19 protein-coding genes are annotated in these 23,444 nt (G+C 71.5%); 6 read left to right on the forward strand and 13 right to left on the reverse strand.

The window, feature by feature from the left end; genetic code table 11:
• Positions 1–74: 74 nt before the first annotated feature.
• The 5 genes from PH203_RS14525 to PH203_RS14545 all read right to left on the reverse strand — a co-directional run bounded on the left by PH203_RS14525 (position 75) and on the right by PH203_RS14545 (position 7,035).
• Positions 75–1,076: a nucleoside triphosphate pyrophosphohydrolase gene (locus PH203_RS14525; protein ID WP_289920345.1), complete on the reverse strand. Its 1,002-nt coding sequence runs from the start codon at positions 1,074–1,076 to the stop codon at positions 75–77.
• Between the two features lie 195 nt (positions 1,077–1,271).
• Positions 1,272–1,916, reverse strand: a complete 645-nt coding sequence (locus PH203_RS14530) for a SurA N-terminal domain-containing protein (RefSeq protein WP_289920346.1) — start codon at positions 1,914–1,916, stop codon at positions 1,272–1,274.
• Between the two features lie 365 nt (positions 1,917–2,281).
• A complete protein-coding gene (locus PH203_RS14535; RefSeq protein ID WP_289920712.1) occupies positions 2,282–3,775 on the reverse strand; it encodes a serine/threonine-protein kinase in 1,494 nt (497 codons plus the stop codon).
• A gap of 38 nt (positions 3,776–3,813) precedes the next feature.
• On the reverse strand, positions 3,814–4,464 hold the full coding sequence (locus PH203_RS14540) for a hypothetical protein (RefSeq protein ID WP_289920347.1): 651 nt from the start codon (positions 4,462–4,464) through the stop codon (positions 3,814–3,816).
• Positions 4,465–4,716: 252 nt separating this feature from the next.
• A complete protein-coding gene (locus PH203_RS14545) occupies positions 4,717–7,035 on the reverse strand; it encodes an N-6 DNA methylase (RefSeq protein WP_289920348.1) in 2,319 nt (772 codons plus the stop codon).
• Between the two features lie 220 nt (positions 7,036–7,255).
• Here PH203_RS14545 and PH203_RS14550 point away from each other — a divergent pair, with 220 nt between their 5' ends.
• Positions 7,256–7,966: a hypothetical protein gene (locus tag PH203_RS14550; protein ID WP_289920349.1), complete on the forward strand. Its 711-nt coding sequence runs from the start codon at positions 7,256–7,258 to the stop codon at positions 7,964–7,966.
• A gap of 257 nt (positions 7,967–8,223) precedes the next feature.
• The gene (locus PH203_RS14555) at positions 8,224–9,015 is read left to right on the forward strand and encodes a hypothetical protein (RefSeq protein ID WP_289920350.1); all 792 of its coding nucleotides are present in this window, start codon (positions 8,224–8,226) and stop codon (positions 9,013–9,015) included.
• A 13-nt stretch (positions 9,016–9,028) separates the two neighbouring features.
• Here PH203_RS14555 and PH203_RS14560 read toward each other — a convergent pair whose 3' ends face one another.
• Together PH203_RS14560 and PH203_RS14565 are read right to left on the reverse strand one after the other, a co-directional pair.
• A complete protein-coding gene (locus tag PH203_RS14560; RefSeq protein WP_289920351.1) occupies positions 9,029–9,772 on the reverse strand; it encodes an N-acetyltransferase in 744 nt (247 codons plus the stop codon).
• A gap of 63 nt (positions 9,773–9,835) precedes the next feature.
• Positions 9,836–10,567, reverse strand: a complete 732-nt coding sequence (locus tag PH203_RS14565) for an HNH endonuclease family protein (RefSeq protein ID WP_289920713.1) — start codon at positions 10,565–10,567, stop codon at positions 9,836–9,838.
• Between the two features lie 200 nt (positions 10,568–10,767).
• On the opposite strand from PH203_RS14565, the gene PH203_RS14570 reads away from it, so the two are divergent.
• Positions 10,768–10,953, forward strand: a complete 186-nt coding sequence (locus tag PH203_RS14570; protein WP_171147146.1) for an antitoxin — start codon at positions 10,768–10,770, stop codon at positions 10,951–10,953.
• Between the two features lie 168 nt (positions 10,954–11,121).
• Here PH203_RS14570 and PH203_RS14575 read toward each other — a convergent pair whose 3' ends face one another.
• Positions 11,122–12,027 (reverse strand): hypothetical protein, encoded by a 906-nt coding sequence (locus tag PH203_RS14575; RefSeq protein WP_289920352.1) that lies wholly within the window; start codon positions 12,025–12,027, stop codon positions 11,122–11,124.
• Positions 12,028–12,158: 131 nt separating this feature from the next.
• On the opposite strand from PH203_RS14575, the gene PH203_RS14580 reads away from it, so the two are divergent.
• Positions 12,159–12,746 (forward strand): TetR/AcrR family transcriptional regulator, encoded by a 588-nt coding sequence (locus PH203_RS14580; RefSeq protein ID WP_289920353.1) that lies wholly within the window; start codon positions 12,159–12,161, stop codon positions 12,744–12,746.
• An 8-nt stretch (positions 12,747–12,754) separates the two neighbouring features.
• Here the strand turns inward: PH203_RS14580 and PH203_RS14585 are convergent, their stop codons facing one another.
• The 4 genes from PH203_RS14585 to PH203_RS14600 all read right to left on the reverse strand — a co-directional run bounded on the left by PH203_RS14585 (position 12,755) and on the right by PH203_RS14600 (position 20,470).
• The gene (locus PH203_RS14585) at positions 12,755–12,955 is read right to left on the reverse strand and encodes a hypothetical protein (RefSeq protein ID WP_289920354.1); all 201 of its coding nucleotides are present in this window, start codon (positions 12,953–12,955) and stop codon (positions 12,755–12,757) included.
• Positions 12,956–13,114: 159 nt separating this feature from the next.
• Entirely contained in the window at positions 13,115–16,663 is a 3,549-nt protein-coding gene (gene mfd / locus PH203_RS14590) for a transcription-repair coupling factor (protein ID WP_289920355.1), read from the reverse strand.
• Positions 16,664–17,120: 457 nt separating this feature from the next.
• Positions 17,121–19,685: an FtsX-like permease family protein gene (locus tag PH203_RS14595; RefSeq protein ID WP_289920356.1), complete on the reverse strand. Its 2,565-nt coding sequence runs from the start codon at positions 19,683–19,685 to the stop codon at positions 17,121–17,123.
• Complete coding sequence (locus PH203_RS14600; RefSeq protein WP_289920358.1) at positions 19,682–20,470, reverse strand: ABC transporter ATP-binding protein; 789 nt, start codon at positions 20,468–20,470, stop codon at positions 19,682–19,684. The genes PH203_RS14595 and PH203_RS14600 overlap by 4 nt, the downstream gene beginning before the upstream one ends.
• A 514-nt stretch (positions 20,471–20,984) precedes the next feature.
• Between PH203_RS14600 and PH203_RS14605 the strand changes: the two genes are divergently transcribed.
• Both PH203_RS14605 and PH203_RS14610 read left to right on the forward strand, forming a co-directional pair.
• Positions 20,985–22,472 (forward strand): MFS transporter, encoded by a 1,488-nt coding sequence (locus tag PH203_RS14605; RefSeq protein ID WP_289920714.1) that lies wholly within the window; start codon positions 20,985–20,987, stop codon positions 22,470–22,472.
• Positions 22,473–22,493: 21 nt separating this feature from the next.
• Positions 22,494–23,000, forward strand: coding sequence for a GNAT family N-acetyltransferase (locus PH203_RS14610; protein WP_289920359.1), 507 nt, complete (start codon positions 22,494–22,496; stop codon positions 22,998–23,000).
• A gap of 15 nt (positions 23,001–23,015) precedes the next feature.
• On the opposite strand, the gene PH203_RS14615 is transcribed toward PH203_RS14610, so the two are convergent.
• Entirely contained in the window at positions 23,016–23,429 is a 414-nt protein-coding gene (locus tag PH203_RS14615) for a hypothetical protein (RefSeq protein WP_289920360.1), read from the reverse strand.
• Positions 23,430–23,444 lie beyond the last annotated feature (15 nt).

The raw sequence follows: 23,444 nt of genomic DNA on the forward strand, positions 1-23,444 counted from the left end.
CGCCGCTGCGCCCGCCAACTCCTCCAACTCTCGTTCCATGCAAGCCCCCGCACCCGGCTAAGAAGCCAACCGTACTAAGCTGACGCCCCTTCGGCAGCCCGGACAGCGTCCCGGTAGGTCCGCGCCGCCGCCCGCAGCGCCGCCTCTGGATCAGTCCCGTCCGCCTCCGCCCGTACCGCCAGCGCGAGCAGTTCGTAGCCGATGCCCTCTCCCTTCGGCAGCGGGACGTCCAGGCCCGCCGTCCGTACGCGGGAGGCCAGTTTCGAGGCGAGGGCGAGGCCGGGCTGGCCGAGGGGGATGCCGTCCGTGACCGACTGGCGTTGTTTCTCTATGGCCTTCGTGCGCAGCCAGTGTTCCTTGACCTCCTCAGGTGTGGCCGCGGTCTCGTCGCCGAAGACGTGGGGGTGGCGGTGGATGAGCTTGGCGACGATGCCGCCGGCGACGTCGTCGATGGAGAAGGGGGCGGCCCCGTCCTCTGCACGGCCCTCCTCGGCGATGCGGGAGTGGAAGACGACCTGGAGGAGGACGTCGCCCAGTTCCTCGCGCAGTTCGTCGCGGTCGCCGTCCTCGATGGCCTCGACGAGCTCGTAGGCCTCCTCGATGCCGTACTTGGCCAGGCCCTTGTGGGTCTGCTGGGAGGACCAGGGGCACTCGGCGCGGATCCGGTCCATGACCTGGACGAGGTCGAGGAGGCGGGCGCCCGGGAGGTCGTAGGAGGCGGGGAGGAGTTCCAGTTCGGGCATGGACACCCGGCCCGAGCCGGCGAGGCGGGCGAGACCGTCGGTGAGCGCCGGTTCGCCTTCGCCCGTCGCGACCACGACCACGGTGTGGCCGCCCGCGCACATCCCGACCAGTTCCTCCGCGCTCGGGGACGCCTCCGCGACCCGTATCCCGGCCTCGCGCAGATACGGCAGCTGCGGGTGCGTGCCGTCGGCGCACAGCACCTCGTCGGCGGCGTGCAGCGCCTGCCAGGCGGGCCAGGACAGCAGGCCCGGGGCGACGCGGTGGCTGGTGGTGAGCAGGACGATCCGGCCGGGGGCGGCGGCCGGGGCGGCTTCGGGGCTGGTGGTGTTCACGGTTCGAAGCTAACCCACACCGCCGACAGACCTGATCAGTTGTCCACAGGCCGGGGAGTTCGGTGTGATCGTATGACCGCTACCGCTATCGCTACGACTACGGCTACCGCTCCCGCTCGGTGAGACGGGCCTGGCTCTGCCTGTGAGGCAGGTCCGGTCGCCTTGCGGGACCTGCCCGTCAGCGGCGCCGTACCGTTACGCCGTCTCCTGCGTCCCCGCGGCCGTGACCTCGCGTACCCACGGCGTCTTCGCGTCGACGCGACTGCTCTTGTCCACGTCCCAGGTGCCGTAGCGGGGGTTGAGGTCGACGTCGAGTTTCTTGGACGCCGCGGAGAGTGCCTGCCAGAACTCGGCCGTGCTGGTGTCGGTGCCCAGCGTGGCGGCGAGTTTCTGGGCCTCCAGCTGGAGGCGGAGGTTCTCGTCGAGGCGCTCAGGAGCGATGCCGTACCGCTGGAGCCACGTGGTCTCCAGGGCCTTGGCTCCGCCCGCCTGTTGTTCCAGGCCGGTGCGCATCTCCTGGATCTCCTTGCGGGTGACGGTCACGCCCGCGTCCTCGGCGGCGCGGTGCAGCACCTGGTCGAGCACCATGCTGTGCAGGGTGTCCCGGGCGAGGGTGCCGGTCTTGGCGATGGCCTGTGCGTACTGGTCCTCGTCCGGCACCGCGGCGCGCTGCGCCTCGCGCACCTCGTTCACCCTGGTCTCCAGCTGGGCGACGGTGATCCGCTGGCCGCCGACGACGGCCGCCGCGCCCGGATGCGCATCGTTTCCGCAGGCCGTGAGGAGGGGTGCCGCGGCGATCGCGGCGGAGAGGAGGAGCGCGGTGCGACGACGGCGGTGCAAGGAAGCCTCCCGGGGAGCTTGTGCGACGGTGCACAAAGTCTTGCGGTGATCGATGGTAGGCAGTGGGCAAGCTCTGGCCAACCCATTCGACCAACGATTCACCGGGACTTCGGGCACCGGCGCGCTTCGGGAGTGGTGACACGCGGGGGTGGGGGCAGGGGCGGGGGCGGGGATGCCGCCGGGGGTGTAGGTGTCGGGGGGTGAAGGTGTCGGGGGGCTCGGGGGCTCGGGGCGGCTCGTGGGAAGGGGCGAGGTGACGCCGGCACGGTCACGCCGGGCACGCACGCGTCACGCCCTGCACGCGCCTTCGGCTCGGCCTCGGCCCGCGCCGCCTGGACCCGGGTGGACCGGACCCTCGCCAATACCTAGCCCCGCACCTGTCCCAGCCACTCCAGCGTCCGCCGGACCTCCACCGCGAGTGGGTGGCCCGGGCCGTGCAGGCGCTCCACGTCGTGCACGAGGCGCGCGAGGGTGTCGTGGGCGGCGGCGCGGTCGCCGAGGGCGAGCAGGAGGTGGCCGATGCGGCGGCGGACGTCGTGGGCGAGCTCGGGGTCGCCGGCCACGTACTGGTTCTCGTAGTACGGGAGCAGCGCGCGGTACTCGGCGAGCGCGGCCGCCGGTTCGCCGAGCTGTTCCAGGCACTGGGCGGCCTCGTAGCGGAAGCGCAGGGCCTGGGGGTCTGCCTGGCCGGCCTCGGCGGCGCGTTCGTCGGCGAGGCGGCGCAGTTCGGGCAGCGCGCGCCGGTACTGGCCGTCGTCCATGAGGGTGGCGGCGTACTGCTTGCGCAGGGTGCGTACGACCGGGGAGTGCGGGCCGTGCTGTTCGGCGGCCGCGGGCAGGATCGCGCCGAGGATGTCGACGGCCTGGGTGATGCGGCCCTCGCCGAGGAGGCGCTTGACCTCGTCGACGGCGCGCGCGACGTCGGGTTTCTCGGCGGGGGGCGCGAGCGGCGTGGCGGGCGCCGGCTGGGGCGCGGGGGTGCGGGCGCGGTCCGGCCAGGGAGCGTGCGGGCGCAGGAAGGGGCGCGTGGGGTCGAGGGGCGCCCCTGTGGGGGTGCCTCGCGCGGGCAGGAGCAGCGCCAGGTCCTCGTACACCTCCTGCGCGCTGGCGGGGCGGTGTTGCGGGTCCTTGGCGAGCAGGCGCAGGACGAGTGTCTCCAGCGCCTCGGGGACCTCGGAGCGCAGGCGGCGCACGGGGAGCGGGGGCTCGTAGAGGTGGCGGTGGAGTACGCCGAGCGCCGTGGAGCCGGAGAACGGGACGTCGCCGCTGAGGAGTTCGTGGAGGAGTACGCCGAGTGCGTACAGGTCGGTGTAGGGGCCGACCGCGCCGCCCATGGCCTGCTCGGGCGCCATGTAGGCGGGCGAGCCGATGGGGGTGCCGGTGTGGGTGAGGCGCGTGGTGTCGGCGTCCATGACGGAGGCGACGCCGAGGTCGAGGACGGTCACGGTGCCGTCCTGCTTCACCATCACGTTGCGCGGCTTGAGGTCGCGGTGGACGATCGGGACGGCGTGCACGGCGCTCAGCACGGCGCAGAGTTGCGCGGCGACCGCGACGGCCCACTGCCAGGGGTACGGGTCGTGTTCGGCGAGATGGTCGGAGAGGTCCGCGCCGTCGACGTACTGCATGACGAGGAAGAGCTCCTCGCCCTCGCTGCCCGCGTCGTGGACGGTGACGAGGCCGGGGTGGTCGACCTGTGCGGTGACGCGGCATTCGCGGACGAACCGGCGGCGCAGTTCGTCGGCCTCCTGGCCCGCCACCTTGTCGGGGCGCAGGAGCTTGACCGCCACGCGTCGGTCGAGGCGCTGGTCGTAGGCCGTCCAGACCTGTCCCATGCCGCCCTGTCCGATGAGCGTGGACAGTTCATAGCGGCCTGCGACGACGCGTCCTGTCGCCACGGTCACCTTCCGCCCTCGTGGCCGCCGTGGTTCCTGCCGCCGTTGTCCTGACCGCCGTGGTTCCTGCCGTCGTGGTTGCGCAGGTAGTCGCTGAGTTCGTCGAGTTCGGCGCGCACCTGGTCGATGCGCGCGGGCGCGGGCTGGTGCGGTGGCGGCTGTGGTATCGGGGCGGGCGGCTGGAACGCCGTCGCGGGCGGCTGCTGCGGCACGGGCTGGTGGGTGGGCGCCGTGGTGTACGGGGACGCGGGCTGCGGATAGCCGTACCCGGCGTGCCCGTGCGGCATGGGGACGGTCGTGGCCTGCGGCGGCGCGTAACCGCCGAACTGCTGCGGCCGGTTGTGGTACCGGATGTCCATCACCAGGAAGTACACACAGCTGAACGCGCCGAGCAGCAGGATCACGCCGAGCGCGATGTCCGACTTGACGTCCGTCTCCGGCACCGAGCCGACCACCGCGAGCCCCGTGACGGACAACGGCAGGCTGATCCACGCCAGCAGCCAGTCGAACCACTTCCCGCGCAGGATGGCCAGCCGGAACAGCGGCACGCACGCGAGCAGTCCGCACGACAGGAGGCCGGCGCAGGCGAACAGCACGCGCAGGGTGATGACGGTTGCCGCGCTGCGGGCGGGCGGCACCGCGCCGTGGCCGTACATGACTGCTCCCGGACGGATGGGCCGATGGGACGATGGGACGAACGAACGACTGGGAACGACAGAGTTCGAAGCGTATAGGCCGACACCGACATGCGGTCCCGGGTTGTACCGAACCGTTGTCGCACTGGTCACGTCGTGCGGCGGCGCGGGCCGCCGTGGGGGCGTGCGGAAGGTCATCTTCCGCGCCGGGCGTGCGCTGTGGGCGCGCGCCATGGGCGTGCGCGCCTCGCGGGGCGCCGCGCCGTAGGGGCGTCAGTCGGGCGCGACCGTGCCGTCCGTGAGGCCGTCGTACATCCCGCGCACGAGCTGCTCCCCGAGCCGGCCCGCGCGCCTGAGCGCCCGCTCGAACTCGTCGAGTGCGCGGAAGCGCGCGCCGTAGCGCCGTTGTTCGTCGAGCGGGAGCCGGGGCAGCTGGAGGCGGCGCACGTCCAGGCGGGTGGCGGTGGAGGCGTAGCTGCTGGCCTGGCGGTGGTTGGCGGTGCCGCGCAGGAAACCGGCGAGGAACCAGGGGTCGAGCGCCGCGGGGTCGGGGCGCAGGAGCGCGAGGTTGCGCCCCAGGGCGGCGCCCCCCGTCGCATCGTCGATCACGCGCGCCACCGAGCCTCCGCCGAGCACCGGCACGACGACGTCGCCAGGCTCGACCAGCACGGCCTCCTCGTCGCTCTCGGGGAGCGTGCCGGAGGGGGCGGTGCCGGCGAGGACATCGTGGTCGGTGAGGACGGGCACGCGCGCGTGGCCGCCGTTCCCGCCGGTGCGCAAGCCCAGGGCGCCGCCGCGCGCGAGTTCGCCGATGGTGGTGAGCGGCCAGCGCGGCACGGGGTGTGCGGCCTCGGCGGGCGGCGGGGTGAGGTCGGCGGTCAGCCGCAGGGTCTCGCCGAGGTTCTCGCGTACGGCGGTGAGCGCACCGGTGCCCTCGGCCGCGGTCGGGGGCGGCAGATGGCGGGCGGGGGCCAGGTCCACGTCGTCGTCGAGGAGCTCGATGACGGGCAGGGAGCGCACGAGCCCGGGACGCTCCTCCAGCGCACCCGTGCGGTCGAAGGCGCGCCAGGCGTCGAGCACGGCCTCCCGCACCTCGCGCCAGTCGGGCCCGCCGCGCCCCTCCGTGGCGAACTGCCCGGTGTCGGCGAGCAGGACCTCGGGCTGGGCGGGCGCCTTCTCAGGGCGGCGCAGCACCCACAGGTGGAGCGGGATGTTGTACGGCGGTGCCGCGCCGACCGGCAGGGCGACGACGGCGCGCAGCGCACCGCGGCGCAGCAGGTCGGCGCGGATACGGCGGCCCGAGCGGCGGGAGGCTGCGGCGGGCGGCATGAGGAGTACGGCGGTGCCACCGTCCCTGAGGCGGGCGAGCGCGTGCTGCACCCAGGCCAGCTCGGACTCGGTGCGGGCGGGGAAGCCGTACTCCCAGCGGGCGTCGTAGGCGAGTTCGTCGTGCCCCCAGTTGCGCTCGTTGAACGGCGGGTGGCACAGGACGGCGTCGGCGCGCAGTTCGGGGAAGGCGTCGGCGCGCAGGGTGTCGCCGGCGGCGCCGCGCACGCCGGCGCGCGTGTGGAGCGCGAGCCGGAGTGCGGTGAGCGCGGCGAGCTCGGGGGCGCTGTCCTGGGCGTACAGCTCCTGGTCGGCGCGGGTGGTGACGGCGCGCAGGAGGGCGCCGGTGCCGCAGGCCGGGTCGAGGACGGTGCGGGCGGGACCGGCGAGGTCTGCCATGAGTCCGGCGAGGTCGGCAGGGGTGAGCGTGTACTGGCGCGGGTTGGCGTCGAGGTGCCGGCCGAGCAGGAACTCGAAGGTCTGCCGGGCGCCCAGCTCGGCGGCGAGTTCGGCGGCGCCGCGCAGGAGGGGGGCGGAGAGGAGGAGTTCGGGGGTGGTGGGGGCGTGAACGGCGGACGCGGGAGCGTGGACGGCCGGGGCTGAGGCAGGGGCAGGGGCAGGGGCGTGAACGGCGGAGTGGGGGCGCGCGCCACTCGGGTTGTTCACGCCGACCGGATCACCGTCGACCCCCGGCCCGTTCACAACAGCCGAGCCACCGCCCGACGAGCCGCCACCCGCCAACCCGTCCCCGGCGTCCGAGCCGCCGCTGCCCGCCCCCGAGCTGTTCACAGCATCGGCCGGATTCACAACACCGGCCGCGCTCGCGGCACCGGCGAAGTTCACGGCACCGGCTGAGTTCACAGCCGCCCCGCCCCCGAACCGTGGCGTCAACACCTCCACCAGCGCCGCGGGCAGCACCTCCGCGAGGCGTTCGTCGGAGCCGGCGCCGACGTCCAGCCACACGGTCGGCCGGTCATGGATGAGCAGCAGGACGCAGCCGGCGTGGGTCAGCGCGGTGACCGGCCCCTCGGGATGGCCTGCGAGTTGCTGCCAGACGCGTTCACGCAGGGGGACCTCAGCGAGTTTGCCCTGGTCGCGCAGCCATGCCTCGACCTCGGCGAGGGAGAAGGAGGGGCTGGTCTCGGTGCCGCCGACCGGCTTGGGGAAGTCGGCGTGACGGCGGCGCCAGTTACTGACGGCGGCGCGTCCGACGCCCGCCAGTCGTGCGATCCCGGCGGCGGTCACCTCTGTGGCGTTGTCCTGCACGGGCCCGGCTCCCCTCGTCGTCCTGCGTGTCCCCCGCGCGCCGTCGCGTTCGCGTGTGACGCCGAGCATAGCGGCGTACGCAAGATCTACCCATTCACGCGCGTGTACGCAGACCTCCCCGTGAATCGTGTTGACTCGGTTCACAGCGCATGCTCTTATTGACCCAGCGAACGGGGGCAGCCGATCGGCGGCTGTCACCGTGTGGGGAGGGGACACAGTCATGGGGATGAAGGGCAAGGTCGCGCTGGGGGCCGTCGTGGGGATCGTCGTCATCGGTGCCGTCTCGGCGAACTCCGGCGACAGCGACTCCACGAGCAGCGACAAGGGCTCTTCGTCGTCCGCCCAGGCGAAGCCCGGCGGCGAGAAGGACTCGGCGAAGTCGGCCGGGGACAAGACGGAGGAGCAGGCCGAGGAGAAGGCCGAGGAGAAGAAGGTCGCCTTCGAGGGGGACGGCGAGTTCGAGGTCGGCACGGACATCGAGCCCGGCACCTATCGCACCACCGGCAACACCGACGGCATGTGCTACTGGGAGCGCGCCAAGGACGCCTCGGGCGAGCTGGACTCGCTGCTCGCCAACGACAATGTCACCGGCACCAGTTACGTCACCGTCAAGGCCACCGACAAGCTCTTCAAGTCGAGCGACTGCAACGACTGGGAGGCCGTCGACCCCAAGGCGAAGGGCACGCCCGCCGCGAAGATGGCCGGTGACGGCGGCATGTACAGAGTCGGCGTCGACATCGCCCCCGGCACCTACAAGTCCACCGGCAACGAGGACGACATGTGCTACTGGGAGCGCACCAAGGACGCCGAGCACGGCCTCGACTCGATCATCGCGAACAACAACGTCTCCGGCTCGGCCGTCGTCAAGATCAGCGCCTCGGACACCTACTTCAAGACGTCCGGCTGCACCGACTGGAAGAAGACCGGCTGACGCCGGCCACCGTACGGCGGGAGCGGCGGGGCGCACCCACATCAGTGCCCCGCCCGACGCATCGCGGCGCATCCCAGTGCGTCCCGGTGCGCCCCGGTGCACTTCGGAGCCGTCCGGCGCGTCTCAGCCCGTCCTGACGCGCCCGACACTCTCCCGCCGCCCCCGATCACCCATCGCGGCACCGCCAAGAACGCGACCCAGAACACCACCGCGAACACCACTGCCGACACCACCCCGAACACCACCGAGGAATCGCCATGCGTCGCACCGCACTTGCCACTGTCTGCCTCACCGCCGCGACCGCTCTCGCCCTCACCGGCTGTCAGTCCAGCAAGGACAAGACGGACAACGACCCGGGCAAGGCCGCGTCCACTCCGTCGAGCACACCGAGCAAGGCGAAGGAGCCGTTCGCCGGGCTGACCGGCGGCGAGATCGCCGAGCGGGCCGCCGAGGCCACGACCGGTGCCTCGTCGGTGCGGGTGAAGGGCGACGTCCCCGACGAGGCGTCCGGCTCGACCATCACCATGGACATGGCCCTGAACAAGAAGGGCGACTGCGCCGGCACGATGAGCGTCGGCGGCCAGGGCAAGGCCGATCTGATCAAGGTCGGCGACACCGTCTACATGAAGTACGACGAGGCCTTCCTGCGCGCCCAGAGCAAGGGCGAGAAGAAGTCCGACGTCGACGCGGCCGTGGCGCTGCTCGCCGGCAAGTGGACCAAGATGTCCGCCAAGGGCGAGGACGCCAAGGAGATCGCGGGCTTCTGCGACCTCGACACGGTCCTCGGCGACGCCGACGACGTGCACTCCGACGCCTCGCGCGGCAAGACGACCACCGTGAACGGCACGCCCGCGATCGTCCTGCACGAACGGGACGGCAAGGAGCGTTACACGCTGTACGTCGCCACCGAGGGCGAGCCGTATCTGCTCCAGGTCGACAGCACGTCCACGACGGACCCGGGCACCCTCGCCTTCAGCGAGTACGACGAGCCCGTCCCGGCGAAGAAGCCCAGCGGCGAGATCCTCGACCTCGACGCGCTGGGCGCCTGAACCGCCGTACTCGCTACAGCGGGTGCCGCATCCACACGTTGGGCTCGACGTACACCGCGTACCCCTGCTCCGGCTCGCACCGTACGGGCACCAGCGCCCCGGGCACCTCGATGTCGCCCGCGGTGTCGAAGGGCAGCCCGGTCCAGCTGCGCCACTGCTCCAGCGAGCCGACGACCGTCATGGACGCCGGTGCCACCGCCTCGATGGTGGCGCCGGCCCTCGCGTGCACGCGCAGCCACGGGTCGTGCGGGAGCCCGTCGGGGCGTACGCGATGGGCGTACTCCGCGATGGGGGTGTGCGGTTCGAGATGCTTGGCGCTGGGGCGGACCGGGGCGATGACCTCGCCGAAGCCGTGCGCGCGGGCGTTGTCGCGCATCGCGGAGAGCATGCGGCCGGACAGACCCTTGCCCTGGAGGTCGGGCCGGACGTTGATGGAGATCGCGCTGACCGTGTCGGGCCGCACCCCGCGGCGCAGATCGGAGAAGGCCCACAGCAGTACTTCGTCCCAGCCCCGGGCGGGCAGCTCGCCCCGGCCCTCGGCGGCGAGGGCGAACGGCACGCTGAACCCGGTGGCGACGACCTCGCCCCGCTCGTCCTCGGCGAACAGCACGTACGCCGGGAACTCTCTGGCGATCCGGCCGTAGTGGTAGTCGCCGACGAGGTCCCGGGTGACGAACTCCGGCCAGCTGTCGGGCATTCCGACCGCTCGCTCGAGGTCGTCGGGGCGCTCGGCGAGACTCGACACCTTCAGTTCCATGCGGTCACCCTAGGCAGGCGGCCCGGCGGCCGGGTAACGGATTTCCGGCCCGCGGGCGAGGTCTCAGCCTCCGCACTGGCGCAGCATCATCTCCTTGTCGGCCTTTGTCACGGGAAGCTCGTACTTCAACGAGACCTGCGCGAAGCGCACCGAGTAGGAGCAGCGGATCGACTTGTTCGGCGGCAGCCAGGAGGCGGGTCCGGAGTCGCCCTTGGAGCTGTTGGCCGGGCCGTCCACCGGGATCAGGTTGAGCGGATCGTTGGCGATGTCCTCCCGCTTGCCCTTGTCCCAGCGTGAGGCGCCCATCTGCCAGTCGTACGACAGCGGCATCACGTGGTCTATCTGCACCGCCGTGGCACGGGACTTGACCCAGTCGATCTCCTTGCCGGTGTAGGGGTCGGCGAGGGTCATGGAGACGACCACGCAGTCGGAGCCGGAGCGGAAGCGGACGTCGTCGCCGTCGCGCTTGAGGAGGTCGTTGCGGGTGTCGCAGCCGTTGCGGGAGAAGGGGATGCCGCCGGGGGCCGAGTCCATCCAGGCGTAGCCGAACTCGTCCCGGTCGTACCCGGTCTTGGGGCCGCGTCCCTTGGTCTCCACCTTCTCGATGAGAGCCCGGGCCTTGCTTCTGTCGGCCTCCGAGGTGAGGGCCGCGAGGCCCGGTCCGGTGCCGTCCGGGTTGTCCAGCGGGCTCACCGCACGGCCGGAACCGGCGGCCGGGCCGGAGCCGGAGGGCTCACTGTCGGAGGGCAGATCCACTCCCTCGCAACCGGCGAGCAGTACGACCATGCCGAGCATCGCCGCGGCGCCCGCCGCCCCACCCCTCAGACGCGTCACGGTGCGTCCCTCCCCTTTGTTTCCTTGTTCCGCCCCGCACTGGCTGTCGTGCCTGCTCTCACCGTACTGGCCGAGAGGTCCAGACCATACCGGGCCTCAAGGGGCATACTTCTCAAGCCGGGCGTATTGTCGTATCGAGTCACCTCCGGAAGGAGCTCTGGATGGGCATCCTCGACAGGTTCAAGAGCAACCGCATGGCTCAGGACAAGGCCAAGGACATGTCCGACGCGGCGGAACGGAAGGTCAACGAGAAGACGGGCAACAAGTACGAGAGCCAGGTCGACGACGCGCAGCAGAAGATCGAAGGCGCGATGGGCATGGACCGCGACCGGCCCGAACAGCCGTAAGTCCACCAGACCCACGGAGGAACACGAGACCCTCGCCGGGCGTACCGCCCGGACCGGGGTTCCCTGAACCACCTTTGAACCGAGGCCGTCCGCAGAGACTCAACTCCCGCGGACGGCTTCGCGTTTCCCTTCGTCGGGCGCCGCGGCCACCCCGCCGCCTCCCTCGCCTCACACCTTTCCGATCCCCAGCGTCGTCTCCGAAGGGAGCAGACCGGAGGACAGGACCGCCACCCAATAGTCGCCGAGCAGTTCGACGAGCCGGTCGGTGTCCGTGACGCCGAGGGACTGCCAAGGTGTGGCGGCGAGTCGGTCGGTGTGCTGCTCGACCTGGTGACGCAGGGCGCGGCCGGACTCCGTCGCCGTACCGTCCTGGTCGATCAGGCCCCGGGCGGCGAGGCGTTCACGCGCGGCCGCCCATTCCGCACCGCTCCAGCCTCGGCTCTCGAAGCGCTCGACGGATGCGGCACCTATCGCCGCGAAGGAGACGAGCGATTCGACCGCGTCGAGGCCGGCGACGAGGAGGGCGGCGAGGTGGCCGTCGCCGCGGTGCTCGCGGAGGATCGTCGCCGCATGCCACAGCTGGAGATGTGGTGCCGTGGGCCATTCCAGTTCGGCGTTGGCCGCGGCGAGCGGGCGGCCCTCGGTGTTCACCGCTTCGGCGGCGCGGCGGGCGAGGGCAGCGGCCTCCGCCAGGTCGGGGCTGTCGACCCGGTCGCCGAATATCGCGCGGTACGCCCGGTCGATGCCGCGCAGCCGCGCCGCCAGCACCGCCTCGGGGCGGGCGACGCGCCATGCGGCGTCGACATGTTCGGCGACCATACGGGGGCTGAAGCTGTAGAAGGCGGATGTCACACGCTCGGCACCCACCGGCCCCAACGGCGCCGCGCGGAAAGGGAAGTAGCTCGGCCAGCGGTCCTTGGTGTCGTAGCCGAGGGCCTCGGCCTCCTCGAAGACCTCCGGTGCGTAGTAGAGGACCGCATGCAGGGGTTCGAGCAGGTGCCAGAGCTGGCGCACCCGGGCCGGGGCGACGGTGGCGGTGGCCGCCGCACCCGTCTCGCTCTCGTGCTGTGACATGGCGTGACTCCTCGTCGTATCCGGGCTCTTCGGATTCGCGTGCTTCGGGACCGCTCCATAACTTGTCACTGACAAGATTGCCCGGCCGACGCCAACTTGTCAATGACTAGTTTGCGCGTACGCTGCTTCCCATGGTCCCCACCGGAACTCCCCCCGCCGATCCCCCGCGCCGCCCCTACCACCACGGCGATCTACGCCGCGCCATCCTCACCGCCGCGCTCGACGTCATCGCCGCGAACGGCCCCTCCGCTCTGAGCCTGCGCGACCTCGCCCGCCGGGCCGGGGTGTCGCACGCGGCGCCTGCGCATCACTTCAAGGACCGGACCGGGCTGCTCACGGCGATCGCGGCGGAGGGGTTCGGGTTGCTGGCGGCCGCGCTACGGGAGGCGCCGGACCTCAAGGAGGCGGGGGTGCGCTATGTGCGGTTCGCCCGGGAGCATCCGGCGCACTTTCAGGTGATGTTCGCGCCGGGGCTGTTGCGGGCGGAGGATCTTGAGCTGACCACTGCGCGGGCACTCGCCGGGGACGCGCTGCGGGAGGCCGTGTCCGGAGTACGTCCCGAGGGGATCGAGCCCCGCCTCGCCGGCGTCGCCGCCTGGTCCCTCGCCCACGGCTTCGCCACGCTGCTGCTCGGGCACAACCTGGACGGGCCGGTGGGGGAACGGGATCCCGAAGAGGTGTTCCGGACGCTGGCAGGGACGCTGTTCAGCGCCGGGTAGCGGGCTCGTCAGGGAAGCGGGCTCGTCAGGGAAGCGGGCTGGTCAGAGGTGCAGCACCGGCTGCGGATGCCGCACCGCACGCGCGAGCCGGCAACCGCCGCGGCCTCGTCCTCGTGGGCGCCGGGGCGTGCCCACAGCAACCCGAGGACGGCGATGGCCGGGGCGGGCAGCGCCACGGTCATGGACACCAGGCCACTGCGGTCCGACACCCCGGCTCGCCGTTCTCCCCCGCCGGGGCGTACGCCAACGCCCCGGCGACCAGCACACAGGTCGCCCTCACCCGGGCGACCCCGCCTCTGCGTCCCCCGTCGGCCATGCCCGCCATGGCTCCGGAGAACAGCAGGTCGCGCCCCCGGAATCACCGCACCCTACGACCCCAGGATCGACGCCAGAAACTCCCCCACCCAGCCCAGCAACTCCCGCCCGACCAACGGCTTCCCGCCCACCTTCGCCGTCTTCGGCCGAGGCACCAGCACCTGGTGCACCGCCGGCTTGATCACCGTCCCCGGGTACAGCCGCTTGACCCGCAGTTCCTGTGACTCCCGCAACTCCACCGGTGCGAAACGGATGTTGTTGCCCTGCAGCACCACCTCGCCGACGCCACACGCGCGTGCCAGCATCCGCAGGCCCGCCACGAGGAGGAGGTTCTCCACGGGCTCGGGCAACTTGCCGTAGCGGTCGACGAGTTCTTCGCGTACGGCCTTGATGTCCTCCTCGGTGTTGGCGGAGGCGATGGAGCGGTAGGCCTGGAGGCGGAGCCGCTCGCCGGGGGCGTAGTCGTGCGGGACGTGGGCGTCGACCGGGAGCTCGATCTTGACCTCCAGGGGCGGCTCCTCCTCGACACCGCCCTCCAGGGAGGCGCGGTAGTCGGCCACCGCCTCGCCGACCATGCGGACGTACAGGTCGAAGCCGACGCCCGCGATGTGGCCGGACTGTTCGCCGCCGAGGAGGTTTCCGGCTCCCCGGATCTCCAGGTCCTTCATGGCGACGTACATGCCCGCGCCCATCTCCGTGTGCTGGGCGATGGTCGCGAGCCGCTCGTGGGCCGTTTCCGTCAGCGGCTTCTCCGGCGGGTACAGGAAGTACGCGTACCCGCGCTCGCGCCCGCGCCCCACTCGGCCGCGCAGCTGGTGCAGCTGCGACAGGCCGAAGTTGTCGCCTCGCTCCACGATCAGCGTGTTGGCGTTCGAGATGTCGATGCCCGATTCCACGATCGTCGTCGAGACCAGCACGTCGAACTTCTTCTCCCAGAAGTCGACGACCACCTGCTCCAGCGCCGACTCCGACATCTGCCCGTGGGCGGTCGCGATCCGTGCCTCGGGGACGATCTCGCGCAGGCGGGCGGCCGCGCGGTCGATCGACTCGACCCGGTTGTGGATGTAGAAGACCTGGCCCTCGCGCAGCAGTTCACGGCGGATCGCCGCCCCGATCTGCTTCTCCTCGTACGGGCCGACGAAGGTCAGGACCGGGTGACGCTCCTCCGGCGGCGTCGTGATCGTCGACATCTCGCGGATGCCCGTGACCGCCATCTCCAGGGTCCTGGGGATCGGGGTCGCGGACATCGTCAGTACGTCGACGTTGGCGCGGAGCTTCTTCAGCTGCTCCTTGTGCTCGACGCCGAAGCGCTGCTCCTCGTCGACGATGACCAGGCCCAGGTCCTTGAACTTGGTCTCCGAGGAGAACAGGCGGTGGGTGCCGATCACCACGTCCACCGCGCCGTCCTTCAGGCCCTCCAGGACCGCCTTCGCCTCCGTGTCCGTCTGGAAGCGGCTCAACGCCCTCACGTTCACCGGGAATTGCGAGTAGCGCTCGCTGAACGTGCCGAAGTGCTGCTGCACCAGCAGGGTGGTCGGGACCAGGACCGCGACCTGCTTGCCGTCCTGCACCGCCTTGAACGCGGCCCGGACCGCGATCTCCGTCTTGCCGTAGCCGACGTCGCCGCAGATCAGCCGGTCCATCGGGACCGACTTCTCCATGTCCTCCTTGACCTCGGCGATGGTCGTCAGCTGGTCGGGGGTCTCCGCGTACGGGAACGCGTCCTCCAGCTCACGCTGCCACGGGGTGTCCGGGCCGAAAGTGTGGCCGGGGGCGGCCATGCGCGCGCTGTAGAGCTTGATGAGGTCCGCCGCGATCTCCTTGACGGCCTTCTTCGCGCGCGCCTTGGTCTTCGTCCAGTCCGCGCCGCCGAGGCGGTGGAGGGTGGGCGCCTCGCCGCCGACGTACTTCGTGATCTGTTCCAGCTGGTCCGTCGGGATGTAGAGGCGGTCGCCGGGCTGGCCGCGCTTGGCGGGGGCGTACTCGACGACGAGGTACTCGCGCGTGGCGCCCTGCACCGTGCGCTGGACCATCTCGATGTAACGGCCGACGCCGTGCTGCTCGTGGACGATGTAGTCGCCCGCCTCCAGGGTGAGCGGGTCGATCGTCTTGCGGCGCCGCGCGGGCATGCGGGCGCCGTCCTTGCCGGCCGCCTTCTGCCCGGTCAGGTCGGTCTCGGTGAGCACGGCGAGCTTCAGCGACGGGTCGACGAAGCCGTAGTCGATCGAACCGCACGCCACGTGCACGACGGACGGCGCGATCTCCCCCAGCTCCCCCGTCTTTGAATCAGCCGCAGCCAGGCGGGCCGCGATGCCCTCGCCGCCCAGCACCTCGACCGTGCGGGCCGCCGGGCCGTGGCCCTCGGTCACGAAGACCGTGCGCCAGCCCTCGGCGAGCCAGCCCTTGGTGTCGGCGAGGGCCTTCGCGGTGTCACCGCGGTAGGTCTCGGGTGCGTGCATGCCGAGCTGGAGGGTGTCCGCCTCCAGCTCCAGGTCCGCGGCGAACGGCGACACCGACCACCACATCATGTCCAGCTCGCGCGCGCGGTCGCGGACGTCCACGATCGACCACAGCGAGGCCGCGCCGACGTCGATCGGCGCCTCGCCGCCGCCCGCCGTGGCCGCCCAGGAGGCCTGCAGGAACTCCTGCGAGGTCGCCACGAGATCCGCGGCACGCGTGCGTACCCGCTCCGGATCGCACACGACGGCCATGGCGTCCTTGGGCAGGACGTCGATCAGCAGCTCCATGTCGTCGACGAGGACCGGCGCGAGGGACTCCATGCCCTCCACCGCGATGCCCTCGGCGATCTTGCCGAGGAGTTCGCCGAGCTCGGGGTGCTGTTCGGCGAGGTCGGCGGCACGCGCGCGTACCTCGTCGGTGAGCAGCAGTTCTCGGCAGGGCGGGGCCCACAGGCCGTGTTCGGCGACCTCCAGGGAACGCTGGTCGGCGACCTTGAAGTAGCGGATCTCCTCGACGTCGTCGCCCCAGAACTCGATGCGGAGGGGGTGCTCCTCCGTGGGCGGGAAGACGTCCAGGATGCCGCCTCGTACGGCGAACTCGCCGCGCTTCTCGACGAGCTCCACGCGCGCGTAGGCGGCGGCCGCGAGGGCTTCGACGATCTGGTTGAGGTCGGCCGTGCGGCCGGTCCGCAGGGCTACGGGTTCCAGGTCGCCGAGGCCCTTGACCTGGGGCTGGAGGACCGAGCGCACCGGGGCCACGACCACCGAGACCGGGCCCGTCTCGGGGTCGTCCGGGCGGGGGTGGGCCAGGCGGCGCAGGACGGCGAGGCGGCGGCCCACGGTGTCGCTGCGGGGGCTGAGGCGCTCGTGCGGGAGGGTCTCCCACGAGGGGTACTCGACCACGCCCTCCGGGGGGAGGAGGGAGCGCAGGGCCGCGGCGAGGTCCTCGGCCTCGCGGCCCGTCGCCGTCACGGCGAGTACCGGGCGGCCGGCCTCCCTGGCGAGGGCGGCGATCGCGAAGGGGCGGGCCGCCGGGGGGCCGACCAGGTCGACGTGCATGCGGTTGCCGTCTGCGGCCGCGGTGATCGCTTCCGCGAGGGCGGTGTCCTTGACGACGGCGTCGAGCAGACCGTGCAGGCTCATTCGGGGCGGCTTTCGTCCGAGGGTGGGCAACGCGAATCGCCCGACGCGGTGACCGGCCGGGGGGTCTCCAGCGTACGTCGGCGTCGGCGCGGGTGCCGGGGCTGTGGACAACGCCGGGTCCGTGACGTGCGCGCCCTCGGCGGCGGCAGTCTTTTTCTCGCCCCGGCCGCCCCTACCCGTCCCGTCCCCAGGGGCTGTGCCGCCCCTTCGACCCCGCGTCCTGGGGGCTGCCGCCCCCAGACCCCCGCTTCGGCCCCGAAAAGGCCTCGTCCTCAAACTCCCCCAGAGGGGGCGCCCCCAGACGGGCTGAATCACCTGCACCGGCGTCCATGTGGCGCCGCACCCCGTCCCCCACAACAACCGAAACCAACGAACCCGGCGCCAAGAAGTCCCCCGTGACTTCTCGGCGCCGGGCCCTGCCCCCGTTGATCCCCCGCTGGTCCCCCGTTCGATATGGCTACTCGGTCGCGATCGCGTTCAGGACATTCATCCGGCCCGCCCGGAACGCCGGCACCAGCGCGGCGAACAGGCCCACGAAGGCCGAGCCGACGAACACCCCGATGATGGTCGGCCAGGGGATGTCGAGGACGTTCAGGCCCTCCATCGCCAGCAGCTTCTGGGCCGTGGCTCCCCAGCCCATGCCCAGGCCGAGGCCGAGCAGGGCGCCGAAGAGGGCGATCACGACCGACTCCATGCGGATCATGCGCCGCAGCTGGCGTCGTGAGAGGCCGATCGCCCGCATCAGGCCGATCTCCCGCGTGCGTTCCACCACCGACAGGGCCAGGGTGTTCACCACGCCGAGCACCGCGACGATGATCGCCAGACCCAGCAGGCCGTAGACCATGTTCAGCAGCTGGCCGACCTGGTCCTTGAGCTCCTGCTTGTAGTCGGTCTGGTCGCGGACCTGGTACTGCGGGTAGTTGTCGAGGGACTTCTTCAGCGCCGCGTAGGCCTGCTTCTCCTGGCCGTCCACGGCCTTGGCGAACATCATCGTGTTCGGCGGGATCTGGTCGGCGGGGACGTACTTCTTCATCGTCGCGATGGAGAGGTAGCGCGCGCCCTGGTCCAGCGCACCGCTGTCGTCCGTGATCGCCGCGACCTTGAGCTTCGCCGTGTCGCCGCCCTTGAAGGCGACGGTGATGGTGTCGCCGACGTGGACGCCGTGGGACTTGGCGTAGTCGGAGCCGACGGACATGGAGTCGTTGCCGTAGGCGGCGGAGAGGGTGCCCTCCGTCGTCGGGCGGCGCAGGTCCTTGGCGTAGGAGGGGTCGGCGGCGGTGACACCCGCGGTGTCCTTCTTGCCGTCGGGGGAGGTCAGGGTCGCCTCCAGCTCCTTGTACCGCGTGACGTGCGCCAGGCCCGGGCTCTGCTCCATGGCCTTCTCGGCCTGCGGGACGATCCGCTGGCCGCCGCCGACGATGAAGTCCGCGCCGACCGACTTGTCGAGCTCGCTGGTGGCCGAGGCGACCATCGAGGAGCCGACCACGGACAGACAGGCCACCAGGGCCAGGCCGATCATCAGGGCCGCGCCCGTGGCCCCGGTGCGGCGCGGGTTGCGCAGGGCGTTGCGCTCGGCCATGCGGCCGACCGGGCCGAAGGCCCGCAGCAGCACCGCGCTGATCACCCGTACGACCCCGCCCGCCAGCAGCGGGCCGATGACCACGAAGCCGATGAGGGACAGGACCACTCCGGCGGCCAGCAGCAGGGAGCCGTCCTTCGCCGTGTCGGCGGTGGCGGACGCGTAGAGGGCGTAGCCGCCCGCGCCGGTCAGGACCAGCCCGGTCAGAGCGCGGACCCAGCCCGCCTTGCCGTCGGCCGGCGTACCGGCGTCGCGCAGGGCGGCCATCGGGGAGACCTTGCCGGCCCGGCGGGCGGGCAGATAGGCGGCGAGGACGGTGACGACGACGCCCAGGACCATGCCGATGACCGGGGTGGTCCAGGCGATCGTCAGGTCCTCGGTGGAGAGGTTCATGCCGGCCATGCCCATGAGCTTCATCAGGCCGATGGCGATGCCGACGCCCGCGCCGACACCGAGGACCGAGCCGACGAAGCCGAGGAGCAGGGACTCCACCAGCACCGAGCGGTTGACCTGCTTGCGGGAGGAGCCGATGGCCCGCATCAGGCCGATCTCGCGGGTGCGCTGGGCGACCAGCATCGAGAAGGTGTTGATGATCAGGAAGATGCCGACCAGGAACGCGATCCCGGCGAAGCCGAGCATTGCGTACTTGATGACGTTCATGAACTCGCCGACGTCGGCGCGGTTCTCGTCGGCGCTCTCCTTGGCCGTCTGGATCTTGTACGAGCCGTCCAGGGCCTTCGTGACGTTCGTCTTGAGCTGGGTGTCGCTGACGCCGGCCGCGGCGGTGGCGAACACCTGGGTGAACCGGCCCTCGGCGCCGAGGAGTTCGCGCTGGGCGGTGGCGGTGTCGAAGTAGACGATCGCGGCGCCGGGGTTGGTGACCTTGAAGGTGGCGATGCCGACGATCTTCGCCTTGAAGTCACCGACGACGGAGATGGTGCGCAGTTCGTCGCCGATCTTCAGGTCGTGCTTGTCGGCGGTGTCGGCGTCGACCATGGTCTCGGTCGGCCCGCGCGGGGCGTGTCCGGAGGTGATCTCCATCGAACGCAGGTCGCCCTTGGTCCAGTTGCCCGCGATGGTGGGCGCGCCGGTCGAGGACCCCATGTTCTTGTTGTCGCTATTGACGACGGTCACGTTCATCGAACTGACCCCGCCCTCGGCGGACTTGACGCCGTCCGCCTCTGCCACCTGCTGGACCGTCGAGGCCGGCAGCGACTCGGGCTTGCCGTTCTGCGGGGTGTCGTCGCTCTCGGCCGCCTTCGGGGAGACCGTGACGTCGGACGCGGTGGTCGAGAAGAGCTTGTCGAACGTCGTGTTCATGGTGTCGGTGAACACCAGCGTGCCGCACACGAACGCCACCGACAGCAGCACCGCCACGGCCGAGAGGGCCATACGCCCCTTGTGCGCGAAGAAGTTGCGCATCGACGTCTTCAGGACGGTCATGACGTACGCCCCCGGGCGTCGAAGTCCTTCATCCGGTCGAGGACGGCGTCCGCGGTCGGCTTGTACATCTCGTCGACGATCCGGCCGTCGGCGAGATACAGGACGCGGTCCGCGTAGGAGGCGGCCACCGGGTCGTGGGTGACCATGACGATGGTCTGGCCGAGCTCGTCCACGGAGCGGCGCAGGAAGCCCAGTACCTCGGCGCCCGCGCGCGAGTCGAGGTTTCCGGTCGGCTCGTCACCGAAGATGATCTCGGGGCGGGCGGCCAGTGCCCTTGCCACGGCGACGCGTTGCTGCTGGCCGCCGGAGAGCTGGGTGGGCCGGTGCTTGAGCCGCTCGGACAGGCCGACGGTGTCCACGACTCGGGCGAGCCACTGCTTGTCGGGCTTGCGCCCGGCGATGTCCATGGGGAGCGTGATGTTCTCCAGGGCGTTCAGCGTGGGCAGCAGGTTGAACGCCTGGAAGATGAACCCGATCCGGTCCCGGCGCAGCTGCGTGAGCTTCTTGTCCTTCAGGCCGGTGATCTCGGTGTCGTCGAGGTAGATCTGCCCGGACGAGACGGTGTCGAGCCCGGCGAGGCAGTGCATGAGCGTGGACTTGCCGGATCCGGAGGGACCCATGATCGCGGTGAACTGCCCGCGTGCGATGTCCACGTCCACGTGGTCGAGGGCGACGACACGGGTCTCGCCGGACCCGTACGCCTTGACGACCTGCCGCGCCCGCGCGGCAACGGCCGTAGTCCCTCCAGTGCCCCCGTGCCTGGTGATGGTCACAGCCGATGTCACGGTATGTCTCCTATGTCGGTCAATAAGTGGCGCGCACTGATCCCCGTCGGATCCGTGCCGGGTCGTACGTGCTGCGGTTATGTCCGTGCTGCGGTCAAGTCCGTGCTGCGGTTACATCGATGAGTCTGGCCGCCGCGAGGGGTCCGGCGCGCTGGTGCTGAGCGCCGTCTTCTACGGGGGAAAACCCCACCCCCGCGCCTGCGGTTCACCGCCCCGGGCTCGCGCCGAGCCCGTCCTGAGCGGCGTGAAGCCAGGTTATGGACGGCCCCGGTGCCTTCTCGTCCTCCGGCGGTACGAACCCTCCCCGAGCCGTAGTACGGAGGTACCCCTAGGGGCGGTCCACCCGCGGGTGGAGCCGGTCTGGGGGTCCGCTCCACCCTCCTGTCCACCCCTCGGTCCACCGCCCGCTCGCTCAGGCTGCCCCCTGCCGCGACGTGAGGGTCAAGTGAGATGGTGTTCCGCGGCAGATAGATGCAAGGGGAAAGGAACTCGGGTGGGCCAGGGGGACACGCACATACAGCCCGCGGCGACGGACGACCGCCCGCAGGACCCTCGCCGCCGCGGTGCCGTCGTCGCCGCGCTGATGCTCGCGATGGCGCTGGCGGCCCTCGACTCGACGATCGTCTCCACGGCCGTCCCGCAGATCGTCGGCGACCTGGGCGGCTTCTCCGTCTTCTCGTGGCTCTTCTCGGGCTATCTGCTGGCCGTGACGGTGACCCTGCCGGTCTACGGCAAGCTGTCCGACACCTTCGGCCGCAAGCCGGTGCTGATCGCGGGCGCGGCGGTGTTCCTGCTGGGCTCGCTGCTGTGCGCGCTCGCCTGGAACATGGGCGCGCTGATCGCGTTCCGGATCGTGCAGGGCCTGGGCGGCGGCGCGCTGCAGGGCACCGTGCAGACCCTGGCGGCGGACCTCTACCCCCTCAAGGAGCGCCCGAAGATCCAGTCGAAGCTGTCCACGGTGTGGGCGCTGTCGGCGGTCGCGGGCCCGGGAGTCGGCGGGGTGCTGGCGGCGTACGCGGACTGGCGGTGGATCTTCCTCGTCAACCTGCCCATCGGCGCGGTGGCGTTGTGGCTGATCGTCCGCTTCCTGCACGAGCCGGAGCGCTCCGCCACGGCGGGCACGCGCGCGCGTGTCGACTGGGCGGGCGCCCTCGCGGTGTTCGCCTGCGGCGGTGTCCTGCTGACGGCCCTGGTGCAGGGCGGGGTGGCCTGGCCGTGGCTGTCGGCACCGTCGGTCGCCCTGTTCGGCACGGGACTCGCGCTCGTGGCGGTGGTCGTCCTGGTGGAACGCCGGGCCGCCGAGCCGATCATCCCCGGCTGGGTCTGGCGGCGCCGCACGATCGCCGCCGTCAACCTCGCCCTGGGCGCCCTGGGTCTGCTGATGGTGGCGCCGACGGTGTTCCTCCCGACGTACGCCCAGTCGGTGCTGGGCCTGGCGCCGGTGGCGGCCGGATTCGTGCTCTGCGTCTGGACGTTGAGCTGGCCGGTGTCGGCCGCCTTCAGCCAGCACGTGTACCGGCGGATCGGGTTCCGCAACACGGCGATGCTCGGGATGGGCGCGGCGGCGCTGATCCTGTTCGCCTTCCCCTTCCTGCCGTATCCGGGCCACGCGTGGCAGCCGACGGTCCTGATGCTGCTCCTGGGTGCGGCCCTGGGCCTGTTCCAGCTCCCGCTGATCGTCGGCGTGCAGTCGACGGTGGTGTGGTCGGAGCGGGGTACGACGACGGCGTCGGTCCTCTTCTGCCGCCAGACCGGCCAGACCATCGGCGCCGCCCTCTTCGGCGCGGTCGCCAACGGCGTACTGGCCTCGCGGCTCGGCGGGGCGAGCGACCTCGACTCCGTGACCCGGGCCCTGGCCCCGGGCGCCGGCTCGGAGCCGGTACGGCGGGCGATCGCCGACGCGGTGCACGCCGTGTACCTGGGGGCGGCGGGCGCGGCGGCACTGGCGTTCCTGGTGCTTCTGCTGCTGGCGCCGCGGAAATTCCCGGTGATCTCGGAGTGAGGCCCGCATAGGCTGCCCGGCATGGGGACACCGGTGCTGAGGCTGGAGCGACTGCGGGCGGATCACGCGGAGGCCGTGCTGGCCTTCGAAGCGGAGAACCGGGAGTACTTCGCCCGGTCGGTACCGGACCGCGGGGACGCCTACTTCACCCCCGCGGGATTCGCCGGCCGCCACCACGCGCTCCTGGCCGAACAGGACGCCGGCGACTGCCACTTCCACCTCGTGCTGGACGAGGAGGGCACCATCCTCGGCCGGATCAACCTCATGGACGCCGCCGCCGGAACGGCGGAGCTGGGCTACCGCATCGGCGAACGGGCGGCCGGCAAGGGTGTGGCGACGGCGGCGGTAGGTGAGCTGTGCCGGGTGGCGGGGACGTCGTACGGGCTGGTGTCGCTGTGGGCGAGGACGACGGCGGACAACTCGGCGTCCCGGACGGTCCTCGAACGCAACGGCTTCGAGCTCACCGAGCAGATCACGCTGATGGGGCGGCCCGGAGTGCGGTACGCGCGCGTGGGCCTCGGCGGCTGAGCCGCCGAGCGGCCGTCAGCGCTCCCGGTCGAACCAGGCCGTCGTCTCCGGCAGGAACAGCAGGACGACGACCGGTGCCCCGAGCACGATCCGCAGCGCGGCGTCCACGACGAACGCGGGCGCCGCGGCCTCGCCGAGTTTCATGAAGGTCGGCAGGATCGTGAACGTCATCAGCACGACGGTCGTCGTCCGGACGCCGGTCCGCGCACGGCCCTCGTAGGTGGTGGCGAGAGCCGCGCAGACCCACACCGGCAGCCAGGACGCCATCAACTCGCCCTGCCCATAGGCGGTCAGCCGGTCCGAGAGCGCGAGCATCGAGACGATGCCGATGAACGACAGCGCGTACAGCAGGATCTGGACGGCCCGCGCCGGTATCGGCATCACGGCTCTGGCTTCCCGCACTTCGCGCACTTCACGCACTTCGGACATCGGCATCATCCCCCC

The organism is Streptomyces sp. S.PB5 (assembly GCF_030403745.1).
Lineage (GTDB): Bacteria > Actinomycetota > Actinomycetes > Streptomycetales > Streptomycetaceae > Streptomyces.